The following is an 18,640-nucleotide window of genomic DNA, read 5'->3' as shown; positions in this document are numbered from 1 at the left end:
GGTTACTATGCCATTTGAACCTTTGGTCACCGCTGTGGTGGAAACCACGCTTAATACCCTGATTCAGGATGACCCTGCCTTAGTGAAACGCATGACCCGTCTGAAAGGGCAGGTGATTCAGGTTCACGTAAAAGAAATCAACAAAACCCTCACCTTTATTTTTAGCCAGCAGATTGACGTGCTGGCACATTTTGAAGGGGACGCAGACTGTTATCTGTCTTTGAGCCTAAGCGTTTTGCCCGAGTTACGTGAGCAGGCGAATATTACGCAACTGATCAAACAAGACAAATTGGTGCTGGAAGGCGATATTCAACTGGCACAAAAGTTCTCTCAATTATTAACGGATGCCAAACCCGATCTCGAAGAGTGGCTTTCTCGTGTAACAGGGGATGTGATTGCCCATACTTTTGTCTCTAGCGCGAAGCAAAGCGTTGAGTGGGTCAAAAAAAATGCCGAGAAAAAGCAAGATCATATCGCTCAAGTGTTGACGGAAGAGTGGCGTATTGCGCCTCCTCCTCTTGAAGTCGCACACTTTTGTGATCAAGTGGACGATATTGCCAGTGATGTGGCACGCACAGAATCTCGCCTAAATGCACTGCTGGAGAAAGCATGACACCAGCTGAATTACGCCGCCTATATCGAATTGTAAAAGTTCAGCTTGAATATGGGCTGGACGAATTATTACCCGAACATCACCTTACCCGTGCCCCACTTCTTGCTCGTAAAGGGCTGTTTTGGCTTAAAAACAAACATCAAGACAAAGAACTCGGTAATCGCATTCGTTTGGCACTGCAAGAGCTAGGTCCTGTTTGGATTAAATTCGGTCAAATGATGTCGACTCGCCGCGACCTCTTTCCTCCTCACATCGCCGACCAATTGGCGTTGTTGCAAGATCAAGTTGCCCCTTTTGATGGTCAGCTAGCGAAAGATCAAATGGAGAAAGCACTTGGCGGCAGCCTAGATAATTGGTTTACGGATTTTGATATCAAACCGCTTGCCTCAGCTTCGATTGCCCAAGTACATACTGCGAAGCTGAAAGACAGCGGACGCGAAGTGGTGCTGAAAATTATTCGTCCAGACATCAAACCCGTGATCGACGCGGATTTGAAGTTAATGTATCGGATGGCGAAAATCGTTGCCAAAGCATTGCCAGAAACTAGGCGATTAAAACCTGTTGAAGTGGTTCGAGAATACGAAAAAACATTGCTGGACGAACTCGACCTTAGACGAGAAGCTGCTAATGCGATTCAGCTAAGACGCAACTTTGAAGGCAGTAAAGAGCTGTATGTACCCGAAGTGATTTCAGATTTAAGCAGCGAAACCTTGATGGTATCTGAACGGATCTATGGTATTCAGGTATCTGACATAGAGGCGCTTCACGCTAACGGCACGAACATGAGCCTGTTGTCTGAGCGCGCTGTTAGCGTTTTCTTTACTCAGGTATTTCGCGACAGCTTCTTTCATGCCGATATGCACCCAGGAAATGTCTTTGTGAAGCCCGAACATCCAGACGATCCAATGTGGATTGGCTTGGATTGTGGCATTGTTGGCACCTTGAACAGAGAAGATCAGCGCTACTTGGCTGAAAACTTGTTGGCGTTTTTCAATCGCGACTATCGCAAAGTTGCCGAGTTGCATGTGGATTCTGGCTGGGTACCCGCCGACACCAATGTGCAGGAGTTTGAATTTGCTATCCGCATGGTGTGTGAGCCTATATTTGCCAAGCCACTGGGTGAGATCTCGTTTGGGCATGTACTGCTCAACCTTTTCAATACCGCCCGACGCTTTAACATGGAAGTGCAACCACAGCTGGTACTTTTGCAGAAAACGCTTCTTTATGTGGAAGGGCTGGGGCGTCAGCTATACCCTCAGCTTGATTTGTGGAAAACCGCGAAGCCATTTCTGGAAACTTGGATGGCAAATCAAGTGGGTCCACAGGCTGTGATCAATGCAGTAAAAGATAAAGCACCATTTTGGGCAGAAAAACTGCCAGAATTGCCTGAGCTGTTGTACGATAGCCTTAAGCAAGGTAGGGCTTTAGATCAGCGCATGGATAAGCTTTATCAAGGATACCGTCAATCCAAACGCCAGCAAGGAACCGGAAGGTTTTTATTTGGAATTGGGGCAACATTAATTGTGTGCGGGGCTATCTTACTGGATAGTCAATATGAACCATTTGCTTTAAGCAGTGGCCTCGTTGGTGTCACATTTTGGTTGTTTAGTTGGCGTGCTTACCGTAATTAGGCGGTAGACTTTCTTTAAAAGATTATATTTTTACAAAAACTAACCCGAGGTGAGCGAAATGGGTATTAGTGTAACCCAACTAATTATTATAGCCGTTATTGTGCTATTGCTGTTTGGAACTAAGAAGCTTCGTAACATTGGTGGCGACTTAGGCGGTGCTGTAAAAGGCTTCAAAAAAGCGATGAGCGACGAAGACAAAGCATCGACTGAAAAGAAAGACGCTGACTTTGAGACGCAAAACATCGAACAGAAGAAAACAGACGCAACTTCTGATACTGATACCGCTAAAAACAAAGAGCAGGCGTAACACGTGTTTGATATCGGTTTTTGGGAACTGGTATTAATATCTGTCGTCGGGCTGGTGGTTTTAGGTCCGGAGCGGTTACCCGTTGCCATTCGTAGTGTTTCTCGATTTGTCGGTGCAGCGAAAAGCATGGCAAATAACGTTAAAGACGAATTGTCGCACGAGCTGAAAGTGCAAGAGCTGCAAGATAACCTGCGTAAAGCGGAACAAATGGGGATGGAAGATCTCTCTCCCGATTTAAAAGCCTCTGTTGATGAACTCAAACAGGCAGCGCAGGATGTACAAAGGCCCTATGCAAACAAAGAAGATGCCCCGGCACCTTCAGATAAGAAAGCCGATGAGTAAAGTAAAGAGCTGCATCAGGCAGCTCTTTTTTGATCCCCGTTGTTGAGGTTCGATATGTCTTCTGTTGAGCAAACGCAACCATTGATCAGTCACTTAATTGAACTGCGCAACCGACTATTGAAAGCAATAGTGTCGGTGATGGTGGTTTTTTTAGGGTTGATCTGGTTTGCCAACGAAATCTATGAGTTTGTTTCCGCGCCTTTAATTGAAAGGTTGCCGGAAGGTGCGACGATGATCGCGACCGATGTGGCATCGCCATTCTTTACGCCTCTGAAGTTAACATTAGTGGCGTCGATTTTTGTTGCTGTTCCTTTGATTCTTTATCAGATCTGGGCTTTTGTTGCCCCCGGTCTCTATAAACATGAACGCAAGTTGATCATGCCACTGCTGTTTTCGAGCTCAGTGTTGTTCTATTGCGGTGTCGCGTTTGCGTACTTTGTGGTTTTCCCACTGGTATTTGGTTTCTTTACTGCGATTTCCCTTGGTGGCGTAGAGTTTGCGACGGACATTTCCAGTTATCTGGACTTTGTGTTGGCTCTCTTTATGGCATTTGGTATTGCTTTTGAAGTGCCTGTTGCGATTATTTTATTGTGCTGGACTGGCGCTACGGATGTAAAAAGCCTCAGTGAAAAGCGCCCTTACATCGTTGTCGCAGCGTTTGTTGTTGGCATGATGCTGACGCCGCCTGATATGATCTCTCAAACATTATTGGCGATTCCAATGTGTTTGTTGTTCGAGGTAGGACTATTCTTTGCTCGCTTCTATGGGCGACGAGAACCTCAAGAAATCGGGCAACCGGAAGAATAAAAAAACTGCGCCATTCGAGCGCAGTTTTTATTTTTAGAAGCGATGTTTTCACACCAAGTCTTACGATAAGCGGAACAGTTTTTTCGCATTCTGCGTCGTTATCTGATCGACTTGGTCTAATGATAATTCTCTAAGATCGGCTATGCGCTGGGCAACAAGCTGAGTGTAAGCAGGCTCATTTCGTTTTCCACGATGAGGGACTGGTGCTAGGTAAGGGCAGTCGGTTTCTACAATCACGTAATCCATATCTAAATGAGGGATCACTTTGTCCATCCCGCCGTTTTTGAACGTAGACACACCACCTAAGCCAAGATGAAAGCCTAAGTCATTGATCGCTTTGGCTTCTTCTAAGCTTCCACCAAAACAGTGAAATACACCCGAAAGGCGACCGTCTTGTTCTTTAGCAAGTAAAGGCAGAGTTTGCTCAATTGAGTCTCGAGTGTGGATCACAACCGGTAAATCTAACTCTTTTGCCCAATTGAGCTGAGTTATGAAGGCTTTTTCTTGTTCGGTTCTAAAGGTTTTGTCCCAATACAGGTCAATACCTATTTCACCGACGGCAATGAAATGATGTTTATCAAACCAAGAATAAATTTCAGCTAGAGTGCTCTCGACGTCGGCATTCACGTAGCAAGGATGCAGCCCCATCATAGAGTGACAAACACCAGGGAATTGTTCCTGCGTTTTTAGCATGGGTGCAATCGAATCGAGATCGATATTCGGCATTAAAATTTGGTCTATATTTTGTTCTAAAGCGCGAGTAATAACGGCTTCTCTGTCTTCATCAAATTCTGCGGCGTAAATGTGAGCGTGAGTATCTATCATGTTGGTATTTGAGTGTTAATGACAAAATTCTTGTCTCAGTATACCTGAGATTTTAAAACTCATGCTCGGGATTATAAAACTCTGCGTCTAAGGGCATTTTTGTCGATTCTTACTGGCGTGATCAGGCGAGAGTGATATAGTTTCTGCCAGAATTTTTCCAGACAAGGAGAATAGCGTGTCTGTTTCCATCCAAGGTCAATTTCCAGGTCGCCGTATGCGACGTATGCGAAAGCATGATTTCAGCCGCCGTTTAATGGCAGAAAACCAAGTAACAGTTAACGATTTGATTTACCCAATCTTTATCTTGATGGGTAAGAACCGACGCGAGCCAGTAGAATCGATGCCGGGCATTGAGCGTTTATCGATCGACTTGATGCTAGAAGAAGCGGAATATTTGTCTAAATTGGGTGTTCCAGCGATTGCGCTTTTTCCTGTTGTCACTCAAGACGCTAAAAGCCTGTGTGCGACAGAAGCGTATAGCCCTGATGGGTTAGTGCAGCGTGCTGTTAAGCTGTTAAAAGAGCATATCCCAAATATTGGTGTGATCACGGACGTTGCGTTAGACCCGTTTACGACACATGGGCAAGACGGCATCATTGATGAAGATGGCTATGTGTTGAATGACGAGACGACGGAAGTGCTCATCAAGCAAGCTATCTCTCATGCGGAAGCTGGCGCCGATGTTGTTGCCCCTTCCGATATGATGGATGGTCGAATTGGCAAAATTCGCGAGGCGTTAGAAGAGGCGGGTCATATCCATACTCAGATCATGGCCTATTCTGCGAAGTACGCTTCTCACTATTACGGACCTTTCCGTGATGCGGTCGGATCGGCATCTAATCTTAAAGGTGGCGATAAGAAAAACTATCAAATGGACCCTGCTAATAGTGATGAAGCATTGCAAGAAGTCGCGATGGACATCAACGAAGGTGCGGACATGGTAATGGTTAAGCCAGGCATGCCATATCTGGATGTGGTTCGACGCGTAAAAAGCGAATTACAGGTTCCAACCTTTGCTTACCAAGTCTCTGGTGAATATGCGATGCATAAAGCCGCTATTCAGAATGGTTGGTTAAAGGAGCGCGAGACAGTACTTGAATCTTTGTTGTGCTTTAAGCGTGCTGGTGCAGACGGTATTCTGACTTATTTTGCAAAAGACGTGGCTGAGTGGCTTGCGGAAGAAGGCGCTCAAGCGAAAGAGAATACCCAACCAAAATAAATGTTGGTCGATAGTTTTTATCATTTAAAAGCTGAGCCTGATGGTTCGGCTTTTTTGTTTGGAGTTATTATGAAAATTCGAACGGGAAGCCTAGATGAGTGTATTAACGTAGCGAACGCTATTCCTGAATTTGTGCACAAGGAAACCGTCCTTAACTTAGCTAAGAGGTTAAAAGATAAGGTGAATCTTGTTCTCATTGCTGAGGATGGTGACAATCTACTTGGTTTCAAAATAGGCTACGAACTGGATAAAGACAGTTTCTATAGCTGGTTTGGCGGTGTTTTACCTGAAGGAAGAAAAAGAGGAGTCGCCCAACTTTTACTGGAAGAACAGGAGAAATGGGCGATAAAAAGTGGGTATAAGCAAATAAATGTGAAGTCTCGCAATGAATTTCCGTCTATGCTGCGTCTCTTAATACGTAACGGATATCTGGTTGATATGGTTGAAAAATATCCTGATATCCTAGAGTCTCGAATCCATTTCATAAAAAAAATCAAAAAATAAATGAGAAAAATTCTCGTTTAGCTATTGACCTGCAAATGAGAATCATTATTATTGAACTCGTCTTAGGGAATAAGGAACAGTTCAAAAGGAATTGATTTCAGTTTCAAGCGAACTTGCACTGATTCTTGAATGACACGACATTGCTCACATTGCTTCCAGTGTAATTTAGCTTTAAGGCGAAGTGATATATTTCATCATTTCGGCCACTTCTGCTAGGCGACATCATTAGATGTCGCTTTCTTTTATCTAAAATTTACCTTTTCTCTCCTTTACGGCTTCGTTTTCTTCTACTTCACAATCTACCTCGAAAGCTTAACAAACCTCGAATAGTGGTATAGAACATATAAATGGCGGTAAATTCACCTCAAATGGTCCATAGATTGTTCGTTATCGACTACCCAATACTCAGTATGGTTCTTTCTTACGTTACCTTTGAATACCGTACTCTAAATGCTGATTAAAATATCAAATATTTCTATTGATTTTTTAGATTATTTTCTCTTACTCAAATTATTTTCCACAAGGCATGATCATGATAAGATCAAAGATCTTAGGATCTTTATTTGATTAACTTATTGTATTATAAGGGTTTTAAAAGAAAATAAGAGTGTTTTTTTGACTGTTAATCATCTGTGGGTAACTTTTACCAACAGAGTTATCCACAGTTATGGTTATGATTTGTTGCGCAACAAACTTCTTTCTTAGAGGTGCTTTTTGGGACTCGCTTTAACAGTGGGCTGAGAAATGGCACTCCAGCTTCATTTTGAGTTTGCGAACGTGGTATCCCAAGTCGAGTCATGGCATTCTAAGCCCATTATTTCTCGCACTGTATTTGGACAGACAGATTATGGCAACCATACCAGACAACCCTTTGATTCTCATTGATGGCTCATCGTATCTTTATCGGGCGTTTCACGCATACCCCGGTACCATGAGTAATGGCGACATACCGACCAATGCGGTTTATGGCGTGGTGAACATGCTGCGCAGTATGATGCGCCAATTTAGTTCTGAGCGAATTGCGGTCATCTTTGATGCTAAGGGCAAAACATTCCGTGATGATATGTATCCGGAATACAAAGCTAACCGCCCACCAATGCCTGACGATTTGCGTTGTCAGATAGAACCTTTACACAATGTTATTAAAGCCATGGGGCTTCCACTTATCTGTGTGCCTGGCGTTGAAGCCGATGATGTGATTGGCACTTTGGCCGCTCAGGCTTCAAAAGCGGGAATGCCGGTACTGATCAGCACTGGCGACAAAGACATGGCGCAGCTTGTGGATGAAAACGTCACACTGATAAACACTATGACGAATGTCGTCATGGATCGTGAAGGCGTTGTGGACAAGTTTGGCATCCCTCCTGAATTGATTATCGACTACCTCGCATTGATGGGGGATAAAGTCGATAACATTCCGGGCGTTCCTGGTGTTGGTGATAAAACCGCAACGGCTTTGCTGCAAGGCATTGGCGGCTTGAGTAAGCTTTATGAAAACTTAGACGATATTGCACCTCTTGGCTTCCGTGGCTCAAAAACCATGGCGAAAAAGTTAACAGACAACAAAGAGAACGCATACCTGTCTTATGAGTTAGCGACCATTAAACTGGATGTTGAGCTAGAAGAGACACCTGAAACCCTTAAAAAAGAAACCCCCAACAAAGACGAGCTGATCAAGCTGTATGGGCAATTGGTTTTCAAGTCTTGGCTAAATGAATTGCTTGAAGGCGGTACTGGTGAAGTAGAAGCCATTGGCAACAATGCGTCTGGGGCGAATTCTACTTCTTCTGCTTCTGTAGACAGCATGGATACCAGTGCAGTTTCGATTGATCGCAGTCAGTACGAAACGGTGCTAACACAAGAGAGCTTTAGCGCTTGGTTAGAAAAACTGAAAGCTGCTCCGCTGATTGCGTTTGATACCGAAACAGATAGCTTGGATTACATGGTAGCGAATCTTGTAGGCGTATCGTTCGCTACAGAAGAAGGTGTGGCTGCATATGTGCCCGTCGCACATGACTACTTGGATGCACCAGAGCAATTGGATCGAGACTGGGTACTGGAGCAGCTCAAGCCTTTACTAGAAGACAGTAATGTTGCCAAAGTGGGGCAGAACTTGAAGTACGACGCCAGTATATTGGCTCGCTATGACATCGAAATGCAGGGCATCAAGCACGACACCATGCTAGCGTCTTATGTGTATAACAGTGTCGGCGGTAAGCACGATATGGACAGCTTAGCGCTTCGCTTCCTACAGCACAGCTGCATGTCTTTTGAATCGATCGCAGGTAAAGGAAAAAACCAGCTGACGTTTAATCAGATTGATTTGGAAGAAGCTTCACCCTACGCGGCGGAAGATGCGGATGTCACACTTCGTTTGCATAATCGTATTTACAGCAATCTAGAGCAAGATGAAAAGCTTAACCATATATACAAAGACATCGAAATGCCTTTGGTTCCAGTGCTGTCACGTATAGAGCGAACGGGCGTTATTATTGACGACATGTTATTAGGCGCGCAATCACAAGAAATAGCTGTACGGTTGGATGAACTGGAACAAAAGGCGTACGAGCTTGCTGGCGATAAATTTAACCTAAGTTCTCCCAAACAGCTTCAAGCCATATTGTTTGAGAAAATGGGGCTACCTGTTTTAAAGAAAACACCATCGGGTGCGCCTTCTACGAATGAAGAAGTCCTGCAAGATTTGGCCTTAGATTATCCGTTGCCGAAAGTGATTCTAGAGTATCGCGGCTTAGCGAAACTGAAATCTACTTACACCGACAAACTTCCTAAGATGATCAACCCGACAACAGGTCGAGTGCATACGTCGTATCATCAAGCGGTAACAGCAACGGGGCGCTTCTCTTCGACCGATCCTAATTTGCAGAATATTCCTATTCGAAATGAAGAAGGTCGACGAATTCGCCAAGCATTCGTTGCTCCTCATGGCTGGAAGATTCTCGCGGTCGATTACTCTCAAATAGAATTGAGAATCATGGCGCACTTATCGGGTGACCAAGCGCTTCTAGATGCCTTTAGCCAAGGGAAAGACATTCACTCTGCAACAGCCGCAGAAGTCATGGGTGTCGATATTGAGCAGGTCAGCAGCGAGCAACGTCGCCGTGCTAAAGCCGTCAACTTTGGACTCATCTATGGTATGAGTGCGTTTGGTCTTGCTAAACAACTGGGTATTCCTCGTGGTGAAGCACAGGGATATATGGATAAATATTTTGAACGCTACCCTGACGTGATGCAGTACATGGAAGACACACGAAGTAATGCAGCAGAGCAAGGGTTTGTCGAAACGCTTGAAGGTCGTCGTTTGCATCTACCAGAGATAAAGTCTCGTAACGGTATGCGACGTAAAGCAGCAGAGCGTGCGGCGATTAACGCACCGATGCAGGGAACTGCGGCTGACATTATTAAGAAAGCCATGTTACTGGTGGATGAGTGGATACAAGCTGAAGGCGATGGAAAAGTGAAACTGCTGATGCAGGTACACGATGAATTGGTGTTTGAGGTAGAAGAGTCAGTTCTTTCCGAAGTTGAAAGTAAAGTACAAAAACTGATGGAATCTGCAGCAGATCTAAATGTCCCATTAGTGGCGGAAGCAGGGCACGGTGACAACTGGGATCAAGCCCACTAGCCAAATCTTGCTCTAATCTAGTAAATATATATGAGCCAGCGCACACGCTGGCTTTTTTATGAGCTAAAAAAAGTCGCGTAAAATAAAGTGTTAATGTACTTTTACAAATTATTGATGAAAAAAAACTACAAAAATAGTTTTCATCCCTGAGTAAATGTTGTACATTATCTCTCGTAGGGTACAGAGGTAAGATGTTCTATCTTTCAGACCTTTTGTTTCACGTTATTGGATTAGGCTGATTCAGCCGCCCCAGTCAGTTTTTGACTGGGGCGTTTTTTATTGTAATAAAAACAACATATTATTGTAACGTCGAGTATTTAGTACTTCTCTTTTCCGCACAAACTCATTCCTCCATGGAAAACATTTCAAAACGTATTCGCTAGAATTTTGCAAACCAATCCTCTTATAGCCAAGTTAATGGCTTCGATTTTATGCGAATAAATTTATTCAAACTTCTTCACTGAAGCGCTTTTTGTAGTAAAAAACCGCATTATCAACAAGATGTTTTTTGCTGAAAAATAAGCTTGATGTGAAATTTAGTTATGGAAGGCGTGAAACAAGAGGTTTATGCAAGTAAGCCCTGATAGTAAAAGGTGTCAGGTGGCAAGTTTTTAAAAAAAAGTAGAGAAAGACCTTGAGTTTTGATAGGAGATCATGAATGCTTTTTACCTATAATAATAATACCTCCTATTTCTCTCCCGTTGCCCCACCAATACAGGTGGGGACTTTTGTCTCTAAGAGAAAAACAGCTTATTCTTCATTTGGTTGTGATGGGATTTCACCTTCTTCGCTCTCTTCTATTAGAGCTGGTGCAAACCATTCGTCCATCTTCGCTCTCAACTGGTCAACACCAATGCCTTTCAAAGAAGAAAATGCGTCTACTTTCACTTCGCCACCGAACGCTAATGCGGCTTCGCGGATTTTAAGTAGTGAGGCTTTTCTCGCTCCGCTTTTCAGCTTGTCGGCTTTGGTGAGCAGCACTTGAACTGGAATACCTGAATCTACAGCCCAGTAAATAAGCTGCTGATCCAAATCTTTCATTGGATGGCGAATGTCCATCAGAACCACTAAGCCTTTAAGCGATTGGCGTTTTTGAAGGTACTCACCTAAGGACTGGTGCCATTTTTTCTTCAACTCCAAAGGTACTTGTGCAAAACCATAACCTGGAAGATCAACAATGTGGCAGTTGTCGTATACTTTAAATAGGTTAATTAATTGAGTACGACCTGGAGTTTTACTGGTTTTTGCTAAACTTCTTTGGTTAGTTAGTCGATTTAGTGCACTGGACTTACCGGCGTTAGAGCGACCAGCAAACGCAACTTCTATTCCCTTGTCCTCTGGCAGGTGACGTATGTCAGGGGCGCTGGTAATAAAATGTGTGTTCTGGTAATGAATTTTTGCGCTCACTGTTAACTCCATCTCGTCTTTGTGTAGTCGATTGATTACTTTTTTGTGAATTTGTGTAAAATATCCCTGCTCGGCATAAGGTCGTTTTATTGTACCAATAGCCAACCACATCATGTGGTACTGGAAGCTTGATAATTATAATGGAATGTCATGAAAAAATTAGTGCTAATCTTGAGTTTATTAGCCAGCTGCTCTGTATGGGCCCAAGGTAGTATTGAAGCTGGTAAAGCAAAATCTCTTACTTGTGCAGCCTGCCACGGTGCAGACGGTAACAGTTTGATTCCAATTAATCCAAAACTGGCTGGTCAGCATGCCAAATATCTTGAGAAGCAGTTAAAAGATCTCAAGCTAGGCGGGCAGACAGGCGGAAAGCAAGGTCGTTATGATCCTGCTATGAGCGCCATGGCCGTTCCATTGTCAGACGAAGACATCGCAGATCTTTCTGCTTATTATTCGTCACTGACAACCGCAGAAAGTACGACTCCTGATGAAGTGGTCGATCGCGGTAAAGTACTGTACGCCGCCGGCGATATGCAGCGTGGCGTAACAGCTTGTATTGCTTGTCATGGTCCTCGTGGTAACGGTACTGAGCTTTCAGGATTTCCTAAAGTGTCGGGGCAACATCCTGATTACATCAAAGCTCAATTGGTTAAATTCCGCTCCGGAGATCGCAACAACGATATGAACGCAATGATGCGTGATATCGCGAAAAAGCTGACAGACGAAGACATCGACATACTGTCCAAATACATGGGCGGTTTGCACTAAGCCTTATTTGAAGGCAACCCTATATTGTCTTTATTGAGACTAAAAAGCGGCGATTTTTTTGCCGCTTTTTGCGTTTCAATCCCATCAACGGCTCTTTTTACCATGATTAAGCAGAAAGTGCTCAATAAAACTCCACTCTAACCTCACTTTCTGGTATGTTTCGCATCCCTAACTGAGGATGCCTACATGCATGTATGTCCGCTCTGCGACTCATCGCAGACTTCCGACTACTTTGAAGACCGTCGTCGACGCTATCATCAATGTCAGCAATGCGAATTGGTGTTTGTTGATCCCAATCAGCGCTTGACGGCAGAAGAAGAAAAGACCATGTATGATTGGCACGAGAATGACCCTTCTGATGAAGGATACCGTCGTTTTTTGAGCCGAATGTCCACGCCGATAATTGAGCGAGTCAAACCGCATTCACATGGGCTGGATTTTGGTTGTGGACCCGGACCAACACTGTCTCTCATGTTAGAAGAGAGCGGGCATACCGTTTCTCTTTACGATCTCTACTATTATCCTGATAAGAGGGTACTTGAAAGAGCGTATGATTTCGTAACTGCCACCGAGGTAATAGAACATCTCTATCAACCCGATAAAGTGTGGCAGCAATGGTTGAGTTTAGTCAAACCAGGCGGATGGCTAGGGATAATGACCAAAATGGTGATTAGCCTTGAAGCGTTTGCTGGATGGCATTATAAAAATGATCTTACACATGTGATCTTTTTTAGTCGTGCAACGTTTCAATACTTAGCGCGACGGGACGGACTCCAACTCGAGTTTATTGGCAATGATGTAATTTTACTGAGGAAACCCAGTAATGAGTCGAAGTAAAAAATCTAGAAAACCAGGTGCCGTAATAGGCGAACCTGAAGTAATTGTAACGCGTAATCGCAGCGAATCTGACGTTGAAGGTCGTTTGCGTAAAAAGCTGAAAAAACGTAAAGGTTTGAAGTCGGGTAGCCGTCATTCTGAAGCCTCTGAATCGAAGCACTCTGGCAACGGTCAAAAACGTGACCCTCGCTTGGGTAGCAAGAAAAAGATTCCGTTGATTATTGAGCCAACGAAAAAGCCAACGAAGCAAGAGCGTCGCCTTTCTGCTGAGCAAGAGCTTGAAATGTTGGAAAATGATGCGCAGCTGGCTGTATTACTAGATCGAATCGACGCAGGCGAAAGCTTGGGCAAAGGTCTACAACAGTTCGTGGATGAAAAACTGGATCGTATCGAAGTTCTGATGAATCAACTTGGGTTGATGGAACCAGAAGTAGAAGAAACTGAAGAAGCGTTTCAAGCACCTGCTAAAGCGAAATCTGACGATGATTTACTCTCTCAGTTCGAAGATCTAGATATAGATATAGATAACTTGAAAGAATAGGCGAGAAAGTAATGTCAGTAACCGCATTAGCTGTGATTGGTGGGCTCATCATTTTGGGGCTGGCCGCGTACGCAGGTTATCTTTTACTGCAACTGAAAAAGCAGAAGGAACTGCAAGCGAAACACAAAGCGCTGGCGATTGATAAGCGTAATGCCAACATTTTTGAAAACGTTGATACTCTTTGCGCGGCTGGAATTCAGGGGCAATGTGATCTGTCTGAAATCAGCATTCGCGTGTATTGCATCCTAGATTACGTGCAGGGTGAAGATCGAATTGATTTCGATAAAGAATACCCTGCAATTGCTGAGTTGTATCATGTCGTTAAGGATATGGCTCGCGGAGAAGATAGACAAACACTGGCGAAGAAAGAACGCATGCAGCAGACTCTGGCTCGCCAGAAAGCAGAAGTTCGTTTAAATGATGCCATTGTCGAAGAGCTTAAAATACTCAAAGACAAAATCAAACCGCTGAACAACCAGATCAATATCAATGTGATCGCTTCCTGATTTATTTATCATCATGTGGATCGACCCAGATCGTGTTCTGGGATCGATCTCAGAGTGCGAGTGATCTCACTAGCACTTCTGAACATTTCTATTATTAAATCTGACAGCGTATACCGTCACCATCATTGTGATATGGCAAAATACGCCCCTAAGCACTAAACCGGAAGCACAAAGCGATGTCGAGTCACAAAACAATGTCGAGTGAGCAAATTGTTTGGGATCAAACTGTATTAGATAAATACAATTACTCAGGGCCGAGATACACCTCTTATCCAACCGCGTTGGAATTTCATGAAGCCTATACCATTGCTGAATTCGATATGGCTTGTGCGCAATACCCAGAGCGCCCATTGTCACTGTACGTGCATATTCCGTTTTGCCACAAGCTTTGCTACTACTGTGGTTGTAATAAGGTGATCACACGTCATCAGCATAAAGCGGATGAATACCTAGATGTACTAGAGCATGAAATTCGACAACGTGCTTCTTTACTTCACCATCGCCATGTGACGCAATTGCATTTTGGAGGGGGAACTCCAACCTTCCTTGATAAGGCTCAAATATCACGCTTGATGTCTCTGCTTCGTGAAGAGTTTCAATTTGATGCGAGTGCTGAAATCAGTATCGAAGTTGATCCAAGAGAGATTGAGCTGAATATGCTTGATCACCTTCGTGCTGAAGGATTTAACCGTTTAAGTATTGGTGTCCAAGACTTTGATAAAGAAGTACAAAAACTGGTTAACCGCGAGCAAGATGAGCAATTTATCATCGACATGGTTGAAAAAGCCAAACAGCTCGGTTTTCGCTCTACCAATCTGGATTTGATTTACGGTTTACCCAAGCAAACCCAAGCTTCTTTTGCGAAAACGTTAGAGCAAGTGCTGAAAATGCAACCTGGTCGTTTATCGGTGTTTAACTATGCCCACATGCCTCAGTTATTCGCCGCACAGCGTAAAATCAAAGACGCTGACTTACCTGCGCCAAGTGAGAAGATGGCGATTCTTCAAGATACCATAGGCACATTGACGGGGGCAGGTTACCAATTCATTGGAATGGACCACTTTGCACAACCAGACGACGAGCTTGCAATCGCGCAGCGCGAGGGCATTCTGCACCGTAATTTCCAAGGCTATACCACGCAAGGCGATTGCGATTTAGTGGGATTTGGAGTGTCTGCGATTTCTATGATTGGAGACAGCTACGCTCAGAATCAAAAAGAGCTGAAGAAATACTACGCCCAAGTTAATGAACTGCGTCATGCGCTTTGGAAGGGCGTATCGTTGGATTCCGATGACCTGCTGAGACGTGAAGTCATAAAACAGCTAATCTGTAACTTTAAGCTGGATAAAACGTTTATTGAAAATGAATTTGATGTTGAGTTTAACCGCTACTTCAAAGAAGACTTAGAACTGTTGCAAACTTTTGTGGATGACAGGTTGGTCGAAGTGGATGACAGCGAAATTCGCGTCACGTTGCGCGGTCGCCTGTTGATTCGAAACATCTGTATGTGCTTCGATAAATACCTACGAGATAAGGCACGTCAGCAGCAATTTTCACGCGTGATTTAGAGAAACTGGAATATTTGAATAAACAAAAGGGGCTAGATGCCCCTTTTTGGTGTTTGAGTCTATATGGCTTTTGCCTGTATCGAATGAAGGCTTTCTAGAGTTCGGCCTATTTAAGCTTCGCCAAAAATTTATCCGATTCTGTTATGGCGGACTTCATCTCTTTGATCGCCACTTCAATGTCTTTCTCTAAACTCATAAACTCGCCTTGCAGTGACCCAATGGCGCTCGCATTCAAGTTATGCTTTAAATAGAGAGTGTTGTCTTGCAAGGTGTTGAGTACAGGCGTCATTTTTTTCTCCGCCCGTTTCATGGCACGTAGCATGGTATTGTATGACGCCTTGGTTTGTTTGAGTTTGGACTCACTATCGCGGCGAAGTTTACTGCTAGTGTATAGGGTGAGCTCTTCTTCCCATTCCTCAAAAAGGGCATCCGACACATCTTCAATGGAACTGATTCGGCTAGAAACCGTTTCAGCTGCATCTACGCTGTCTTCATACTTGGCGTTGATTTTCTTGTACATCGATTCCAAATCACCGCCATCAAATTGCGTTAAGGCAGAAAGGGCTTCAAGTGCACTCGAAAATTCCTCTTGGGCTTCTTGTTGTGCGGTTCTGGCATCTTCTACCCTATCGACCATGATGTCGCGCTTGTGAACACCCACTTTCTCCATCGCTGAATAATACGTTGATTGGCATCCAGTAATAAAAAATAAAGACATAGCCATAGCAAAAACAAAACGCATTTGGATTTCCTTTTCGTATAGAATTGAAAGAACTATGGACGACTTAACAAGGAGATACAAGTTGAAGTTCGAAGAGATCGCCGTACATTCTCAACAATTTTTCCGTTATCTACTTGGGCGCATGGGACATGACCGTTTAACCGTAAGTGCTGGGTACATGGCGTACATCACTCTATTGTCACTTGTCCCTATGTTGACCGTATTGCTTTCGGTGCTTTCTAAATTTCCGGTGTTTGCCAATGCAGGGGATGTTCTTCAAGAGTTTGTGATTACTAACTTCGTGCCAGCAGCCGGAGCAGCAGTGAAGTCAGCACTGAATGACTTTGTTGCTAATACTGGCAAAATGACCGCGGTTGGTGGTGGTTTTCTGTTTGTGGCTGCCTTGATGTTGATTTCCAATATCGATAAAAACTTAAATTATATTTGGCGTGTAGAAAAAAAGCGTCGCCGTGTGTATTCGTTTTCAATGTACTGGATGGTGTTAACGCTAGGACCGATTCTTGTTGGCACTTCTATTGCCGCCACGTCTTATGTCATGTCTCTCAATTTAATTGAAAGTGAGACCATATCGACGGTGTACTCCGAATTATTGAGTGGGTTGCCTTTTATTTTATCTTTTTGTGCATTTATGGGGCTATACATGTTAGTGCCAAACAAAAAGGTCATGTTGAAAGACGCGGCGCTAGGCGCTCTCGTGGCTGCCATACTGTTTGAACTGAGTAAAAAGGGCTTTGCTATGTATATTACTCAGTTCCCGTCTTACCAGCTTATTTACGGTGCATTAGCAGCTATACCGATTCTTTTTGTTTGGGTTTACCTGAGTTGGCTGATTGTTCTGGTAGGAGCAGAAGTGACAGCAAGCCTTGGAGAGCGAGAAATGTGGTACAGTACCGAGCTCGAAAATAAAGAAGAACAACAAGGAAGCGACGGATGATCGCCTTAATTCAAAGAGTCAGTGAGGCTGCAGTCCATGTTGATGGCACTGCAGTTGGCGAGATCAATAAAGGGATTCTTATCCTGCTTGGTGTTGAAAGAGAAGACGACGAAGCCAAGGCAAAACGCCTGATGGAACGTGTTCTAACCTACCGAATTTTTGAAGATGATCAGGGAAAAATGAATCTGAATGTCCAAGAAGTGAACGGAAGTGTTTTAGTCGTGTCTCAATTTACATTACCGGCGGACACGAAAAAGGGGACACGCCCGGGCTTCTCTAAAGGTGCCCATCCCGTCGAGGCGGAGCGTTTGTACGATTATTTCTCTGATCGATGCGCCGAAATAATCAGCACAGAGAGAGGACGATTTGGCGCTGATATGAAAGTGTCTTTGGTCAATGATGGACCAGTGACATTCTGGCTACAAGTTTAGTCAGTAAGACCAAGCTTCAAATATCCGTATAAGCTTTCAAACTGCATACAAGCTTTCGATCTCTGAAAGAGTGCTAACGAGCAAAGGAATCCCATGTTTAAACTAGTCACCCCAAAAACAGCGAACCAGCTGAATAAGTACTACCACTTTCGCTGGCAAATGCTGCGTGAACCTTGGCGTTTGCCTGTCGGTTCGGAAAGGGATGAATACGATGAACTTAGCCATCACAGAATGATCGTCGACGGTAAAGGTCGTCCGATGGCTATTGGGCGTTTGTACATTACGCCTGATAATGAAGGTCAGATCCGCTACATGGCGGTGAAACCGAATCGCCGAAGTAAAGGTATTGGATCGCTAGTTATGGTGGCGTTGGAGTCGTTTGCTCGTCAAGAAGGGGTTAAGCGCTTAGTGTGCAATGCACGTGAAGACGCGATTGCCTTCTACGAGAAAAATGGCTTTGAAAGCCAAGGTGAACTCAATGACGAACGTGGTCCTATGCGTCACCAACAAATGGTGAAATCGCTGGATCCATTGGCGAATGTATTGCGACGTCCGGAGTGGTGTGCAGAATTGCAAGATCGCTGGGAAAGCCAAATCCCTATTAGTGACAAAATGGGCATTAAGATCAATCAATACACGGGCTACCGTTTTGAATGCAGTGCTCAGCTAAACCCTAATTTAAACCCTCATAACACCTTGTTTGCTGGTTCAGCGTTTACTTTAGCGACACTAACGGGGTGGGGGATGACTTGGCTCTTGATGAAAGAGCGTGAGCTGGAAGCAGACATTGTGCTGGTGGACAGTCGTATACGTTACTGCCATGCCGTTGAACAAAGCCCAATTGCAGCAACGTCGCTCGATGGAATCAGTGGTGACTTAGACAGGTTAGCCGCTGGGCGTAAAGCACGTGTCGTCATTAATGTGACGATTTACAGCGGTGAACATGCGGCTGTGGAGTTTACTGGTACGTACATGCTTCTGCCTAATTATCAGGGAATGCTGGGACGCTAGGAAT

Annotated in this window: 19 protein-coding genes; 16 read left to right on the top strand and 3 right to left on the bottom strand. The window is 44.2% G+C overall.

All coding sequences use genetic code 11. The features are described 5' to 3' along the window. The first annotated feature begins 7 nt into the window (after positions 1-7). Genes CW749_RS22070 through tatC form a run of 5 tightly spaced genes read left to right on the top strand, consistent with a single transcriptional unit; the run spans position 8 to position 3,700 of the window. Positions 8-613: an SCP2 domain-containing protein gene (locus CW749_RS22070; RefSeq protein ID WP_101114558.1), complete on the top strand. Its 606-nt coding sequence runs from the start codon at positions 8-10 to the stop codon at positions 611-613. Beyond that, the gene (gene ubiB, locus CW749_RS22065) at positions 610-2,244 is read left to right on the top strand and encodes a ubiquinone biosynthesis regulatory protein kinase UbiB (protein WP_101114557.1); all 1,635 of its coding nucleotides are present in this window, start codon (positions 610-612) and stop codon (positions 2,242-2,244) included. The genes CW749_RS22070 and ubiB overlap by 4 nt, the downstream gene beginning before the upstream one ends. 58 nt (positions 2,245-2,302) lie before the next feature. Beyond that, complete coding sequence (gene tatA / locus CW749_RS22060) at positions 2,303-2,551, top strand: Sec-independent protein translocase subunit TatA (RefSeq protein WP_101114556.1); 249 nt, start codon at positions 2,303-2,305, stop codon at positions 2,549-2,551. 3 nt (positions 2,552-2,554) lie between these two features. Beyond that, positions 2,555-2,893 (top strand): Sec-independent protein translocase protein TatB, encoded by a 339-nt coding sequence (tatB, locus tag CW749_RS22055; RefSeq protein ID WP_101114555.1) that lies wholly within the window; start codon positions 2,555-2,557, stop codon positions 2,891-2,893. A 54-nt stretch (positions 2,894-2,947) separates the two neighbouring features. Next, positions 2,948-3,700 (top strand): twin-arginine translocase subunit TatC, encoded by a 753-nt coding sequence (gene tatC / locus CW749_RS22050; RefSeq protein ID WP_101114554.1) that lies wholly within the window; start codon positions 2,948-2,950, stop codon positions 3,698-3,700. Between the two features lie 60 nt (positions 3,701-3,760). Here the strand turns inward: tatC and CW749_RS22045 are convergent, their stop codons facing one another. Then, the gene (locus CW749_RS22045) at positions 3,761-4,525 is read right to left on the bottom strand and encodes a TatD family hydrolase (RefSeq protein WP_101114553.1); all 765 of its coding nucleotides are present in this window, start codon (positions 4,523-4,525) and stop codon (positions 3,761-3,763) included. Positions 4,526-4,700: 175 nt separating this feature from the next. Between CW749_RS22045 and hemB the strand changes: the two genes are divergently transcribed. The 3 genes from hemB to polA all read left to right on the top strand — a co-directional run bounded on the left by hemB (position 4,701) and on the right by polA (position 9,891). Continuing rightward, a complete protein-coding gene (hemB, locus tag CW749_RS22040; protein WP_101114552.1) occupies positions 4,701-5,744 on the top strand; it encodes a porphobilinogen synthase in 1,044 nt (347 codons plus the stop codon). Between the two features lie 69 nt (positions 5,745-5,813). Then, positions 5,814-6,248 (top strand): GNAT family N-acetyltransferase, encoded by a 435-nt coding sequence (locus tag CW749_RS22035; protein ID WP_101114621.1) that lies wholly within the window; start codon positions 5,814-5,816, stop codon positions 6,246-6,248. 847 nt (positions 6,249-7,095) lie between these two features. Then, positions 7,096-9,891: a DNA polymerase I gene (gene polA, locus CW749_RS22030; protein WP_101114551.1), complete on the top strand. Its 2,796-nt coding sequence runs from the start codon at positions 7,096-7,098 to the stop codon at positions 9,889-9,891. Between the two features lie 750 nt (positions 9,892-10,641). Here the strand turns inward: polA and yihA are convergent. Next, a complete protein-coding gene (gene yihA / locus CW749_RS22020; protein ID WP_101114550.1) occupies positions 10,642-11,298 on the bottom strand; it encodes a ribosome biogenesis GTP-binding protein YihA/YsxC in 657 nt (218 codons plus the stop codon). Between the two features lie 150 nt (positions 11,299-11,448). Between yihA and CW749_RS22015 the strand changes: the two genes are divergently transcribed. From CW749_RS22015 to hemN, 5 genes are all read left to right on the top strand, one after another. Further along, positions 11,449-12,066, top strand: coding sequence for a c-type cytochrome (locus CW749_RS22015; protein ID WP_101114549.1), 618 nt, complete (start codon positions 11,449-11,451; stop codon positions 12,064-12,066). Positions 12,067-12,252: 186 nt separating this feature from the next. Beyond that, a complete protein-coding gene (locus CW749_RS22010) occupies positions 12,253-12,903 on the top strand; it encodes a class I SAM-dependent methyltransferase (RefSeq protein ID WP_101114548.1) in 651 nt (216 codons plus the stop codon). Next, positions 12,890-13,444 carry a Der GTPase-activating protein YihI gene (yihI, locus tag CW749_RS22005; protein ID WP_101114547.1) on the top strand — a complete coding sequence of 185 codons (555 nt, stop codon included), beginning with the start codon at positions 12,890-12,892 and terminating at the stop codon, positions 13,442-13,444. The genes CW749_RS22010 and yihI overlap by 14 nt, the downstream gene beginning before the upstream one ends. Before the next feature lie 11 nt (positions 13,445-13,455). Beyond that, positions 13,456-13,950, top strand: a complete 495-nt coding sequence (locus CW749_RS22000) for a DUF2489 domain-containing protein (RefSeq protein WP_101114546.1) — start codon at positions 13,456-13,458, stop codon at positions 13,948-13,950. Between the two features lie 176 nt (positions 13,951-14,126). Further along, positions 14,127-15,518: an oxygen-independent coproporphyrinogen III oxidase gene (hemN, locus tag CW749_RS21995; RefSeq protein WP_101114545.1), complete on the top strand. Its 1,392-nt coding sequence runs from the start codon at positions 14,127-14,129 to the stop codon at positions 15,516-15,518. A 106-nt stretch (positions 15,519-15,624) separates the two neighbouring features. Here the strand turns inward: hemN and CW749_RS21990 are convergent, their stop codons facing one another. Continuing rightward, positions 15,625-16,260: a DUF2959 domain-containing protein gene (locus CW749_RS21990; protein ID WP_101114544.1), complete on the bottom strand. Its 636-nt coding sequence runs from the start codon at positions 16,258-16,260 to the stop codon at positions 15,625-15,627. Positions 16,261-16,294: 34 nt separating this feature from the next. On the opposite strand from CW749_RS21990, the gene CW749_RS21985 reads away from it, so the two are divergent. The 3 genes from CW749_RS21985 to CW749_RS21975 all read left to right on the top strand — a co-directional run bounded on the left by CW749_RS21985 (position 16,295) and on the right by CW749_RS21975 (position 18,636). Next, positions 16,295-17,194, top strand: coding sequence for a virulence factor BrkB family protein (locus CW749_RS21985; protein ID WP_101114543.1), 900 nt, complete (start codon positions 16,295-16,297; stop codon positions 17,192-17,194). Further along, on the top strand, positions 17,191-17,625 hold the full coding sequence (gene dtd / locus CW749_RS21980) for a D-aminoacyl-tRNA deacylase (RefSeq protein ID WP_101114542.1): 435 nt from the start codon (positions 17,191-17,193) through the stop codon (positions 17,623-17,625). Before CW749_RS21985 ends, dtd begins: the two co-directional genes overlap by 4 nt. A gap of 93 nt (positions 17,626-17,718) precedes the next feature. Beyond that, a complete protein-coding gene (locus CW749_RS21975; protein ID WP_101114541.1) occupies positions 17,719-18,636 on the top strand; it encodes a bifunctional GNAT family N-acetyltransferase/hotdog fold thioesterase in 918 nt (305 codons plus the stop codon). Positions 18,637-18,640: the final 4 nt, after the last annotated feature.

The sequence above is a fragment of the Vibrio sp. vnigr-6D03 genome, assembly GCF_002835515.1.
Classification (GTDB): domain Bacteria; phylum Pseudomonadota; class Gammaproteobacteria; order Enterobacterales; family Vibrionaceae; genus Vibrio; species Vibrio penaeicida.
The sequence above is the reverse complement of the archived record's forward strand: the minus strand, read 5'-3'. Positions and strand labels throughout refer to the sequence as shown.

What these genes read in the sequence shown, in the direction of transcription:
- CW749_RS22070 (WP_101114558.1), top strand. Translation starts at nt 8, where the DNA reads ATGCCATTTGAACCTTTGGTCACCGCTGTGGTGGAAACCACGCTTAAT.
- ubiB (WP_101114557.1), top strand. Translation starts at nt 610, where the DNA reads ATGACACCAGCTGAATTACGCCGCCTATATCGAATTGTAAAAGTTCAG.
- tatA (WP_101114556.1), top strand. Translation starts at nt 2,303, where the DNA reads ATGGGTATTAGTGTAACCCAACTAATTATTATAGCCGTTATTGTGCTA.
- tatC (WP_101114554.1), top strand. Translation starts at nt 2,948, where the DNA reads ATGTCTTCTGTTGAGCAAACGCAACCATTGATCAGTCACTTAATTGAA.
- CW749_RS22045 (WP_101114553.1), bottom strand. Translation starts at nt 4,525, where the DNA reads ATGATAGATACTCACGCTCACATTTACGCCGCAGAATTTGATGAAGAC.
- CW749_RS22035 (WP_101114621.1), top strand. Translation starts at nt 5,814, where the DNA reads ATGAAAATTCGAACGGGAAGCCTAGATGAGTGTATTAACGTAGCGAAC.
- polA (WP_101114551.1), top strand. Translation starts at nt 7,096, where the DNA reads ATGGCAACCATACCAGACAACCCTTTGATTCTCATTGATGGCTCATCG.
- CW749_RS22015 (WP_101114549.1), top strand. Translation starts at nt 11,449, where the DNA reads ATGAAAAAATTAGTGCTAATCTTGAGTTTATTAGCCAGCTGCTCTGTA.
- CW749_RS22010 (WP_101114548.1), top strand. Translation starts at nt 12,253, where the DNA reads ATGCATGTATGTCCGCTCTGCGACTCATCGCAGACTTCCGACTACTTT.
- yihI (WP_101114547.1), top strand. Translation starts at nt 12,890, where the DNA reads ATGAGTCGAAGTAAAAAATCTAGAAAACCAGGTGCCGTAATAGGCGAA.
- CW749_RS22000 (WP_101114546.1), top strand. Translation starts at nt 13,456, where the DNA reads ATGTCAGTAACCGCATTAGCTGTGATTGGTGGGCTCATCATTTTGGGG.
- hemN (WP_101114545.1), top strand. Translation starts at nt 14,127, where the DNA reads ATGTCGAGTCACAAAACAATGTCGAGTGAGCAAATTGTTTGGGATCAA.
- CW749_RS21990 (WP_101114544.1), bottom strand. Translation starts at nt 16,260, where the DNA reads ATGCGTTTTGTTTTTGCTATGGCTATGTCTTTATTTTTTATTACTGGA.
- CW749_RS21985 (WP_101114543.1), top strand. Translation starts at nt 16,295, where the DNA reads ATGGACGACTTAACAAGGAGATACAAGTTGAAGTTCGAAGAGATCGCC.
- dtd (WP_101114542.1), top strand. Translation starts at nt 17,191, where the DNA reads ATGATCGCCTTAATTCAAAGAGTCAGTGAGGCTGCAGTCCATGTTGAT.
- CW749_RS21975 (WP_101114541.1), top strand. Translation starts at nt 17,719, where the DNA reads ATGTTTAAACTAGTCACCCCAAAAACAGCGAACCAGCTGAATAAGTAC.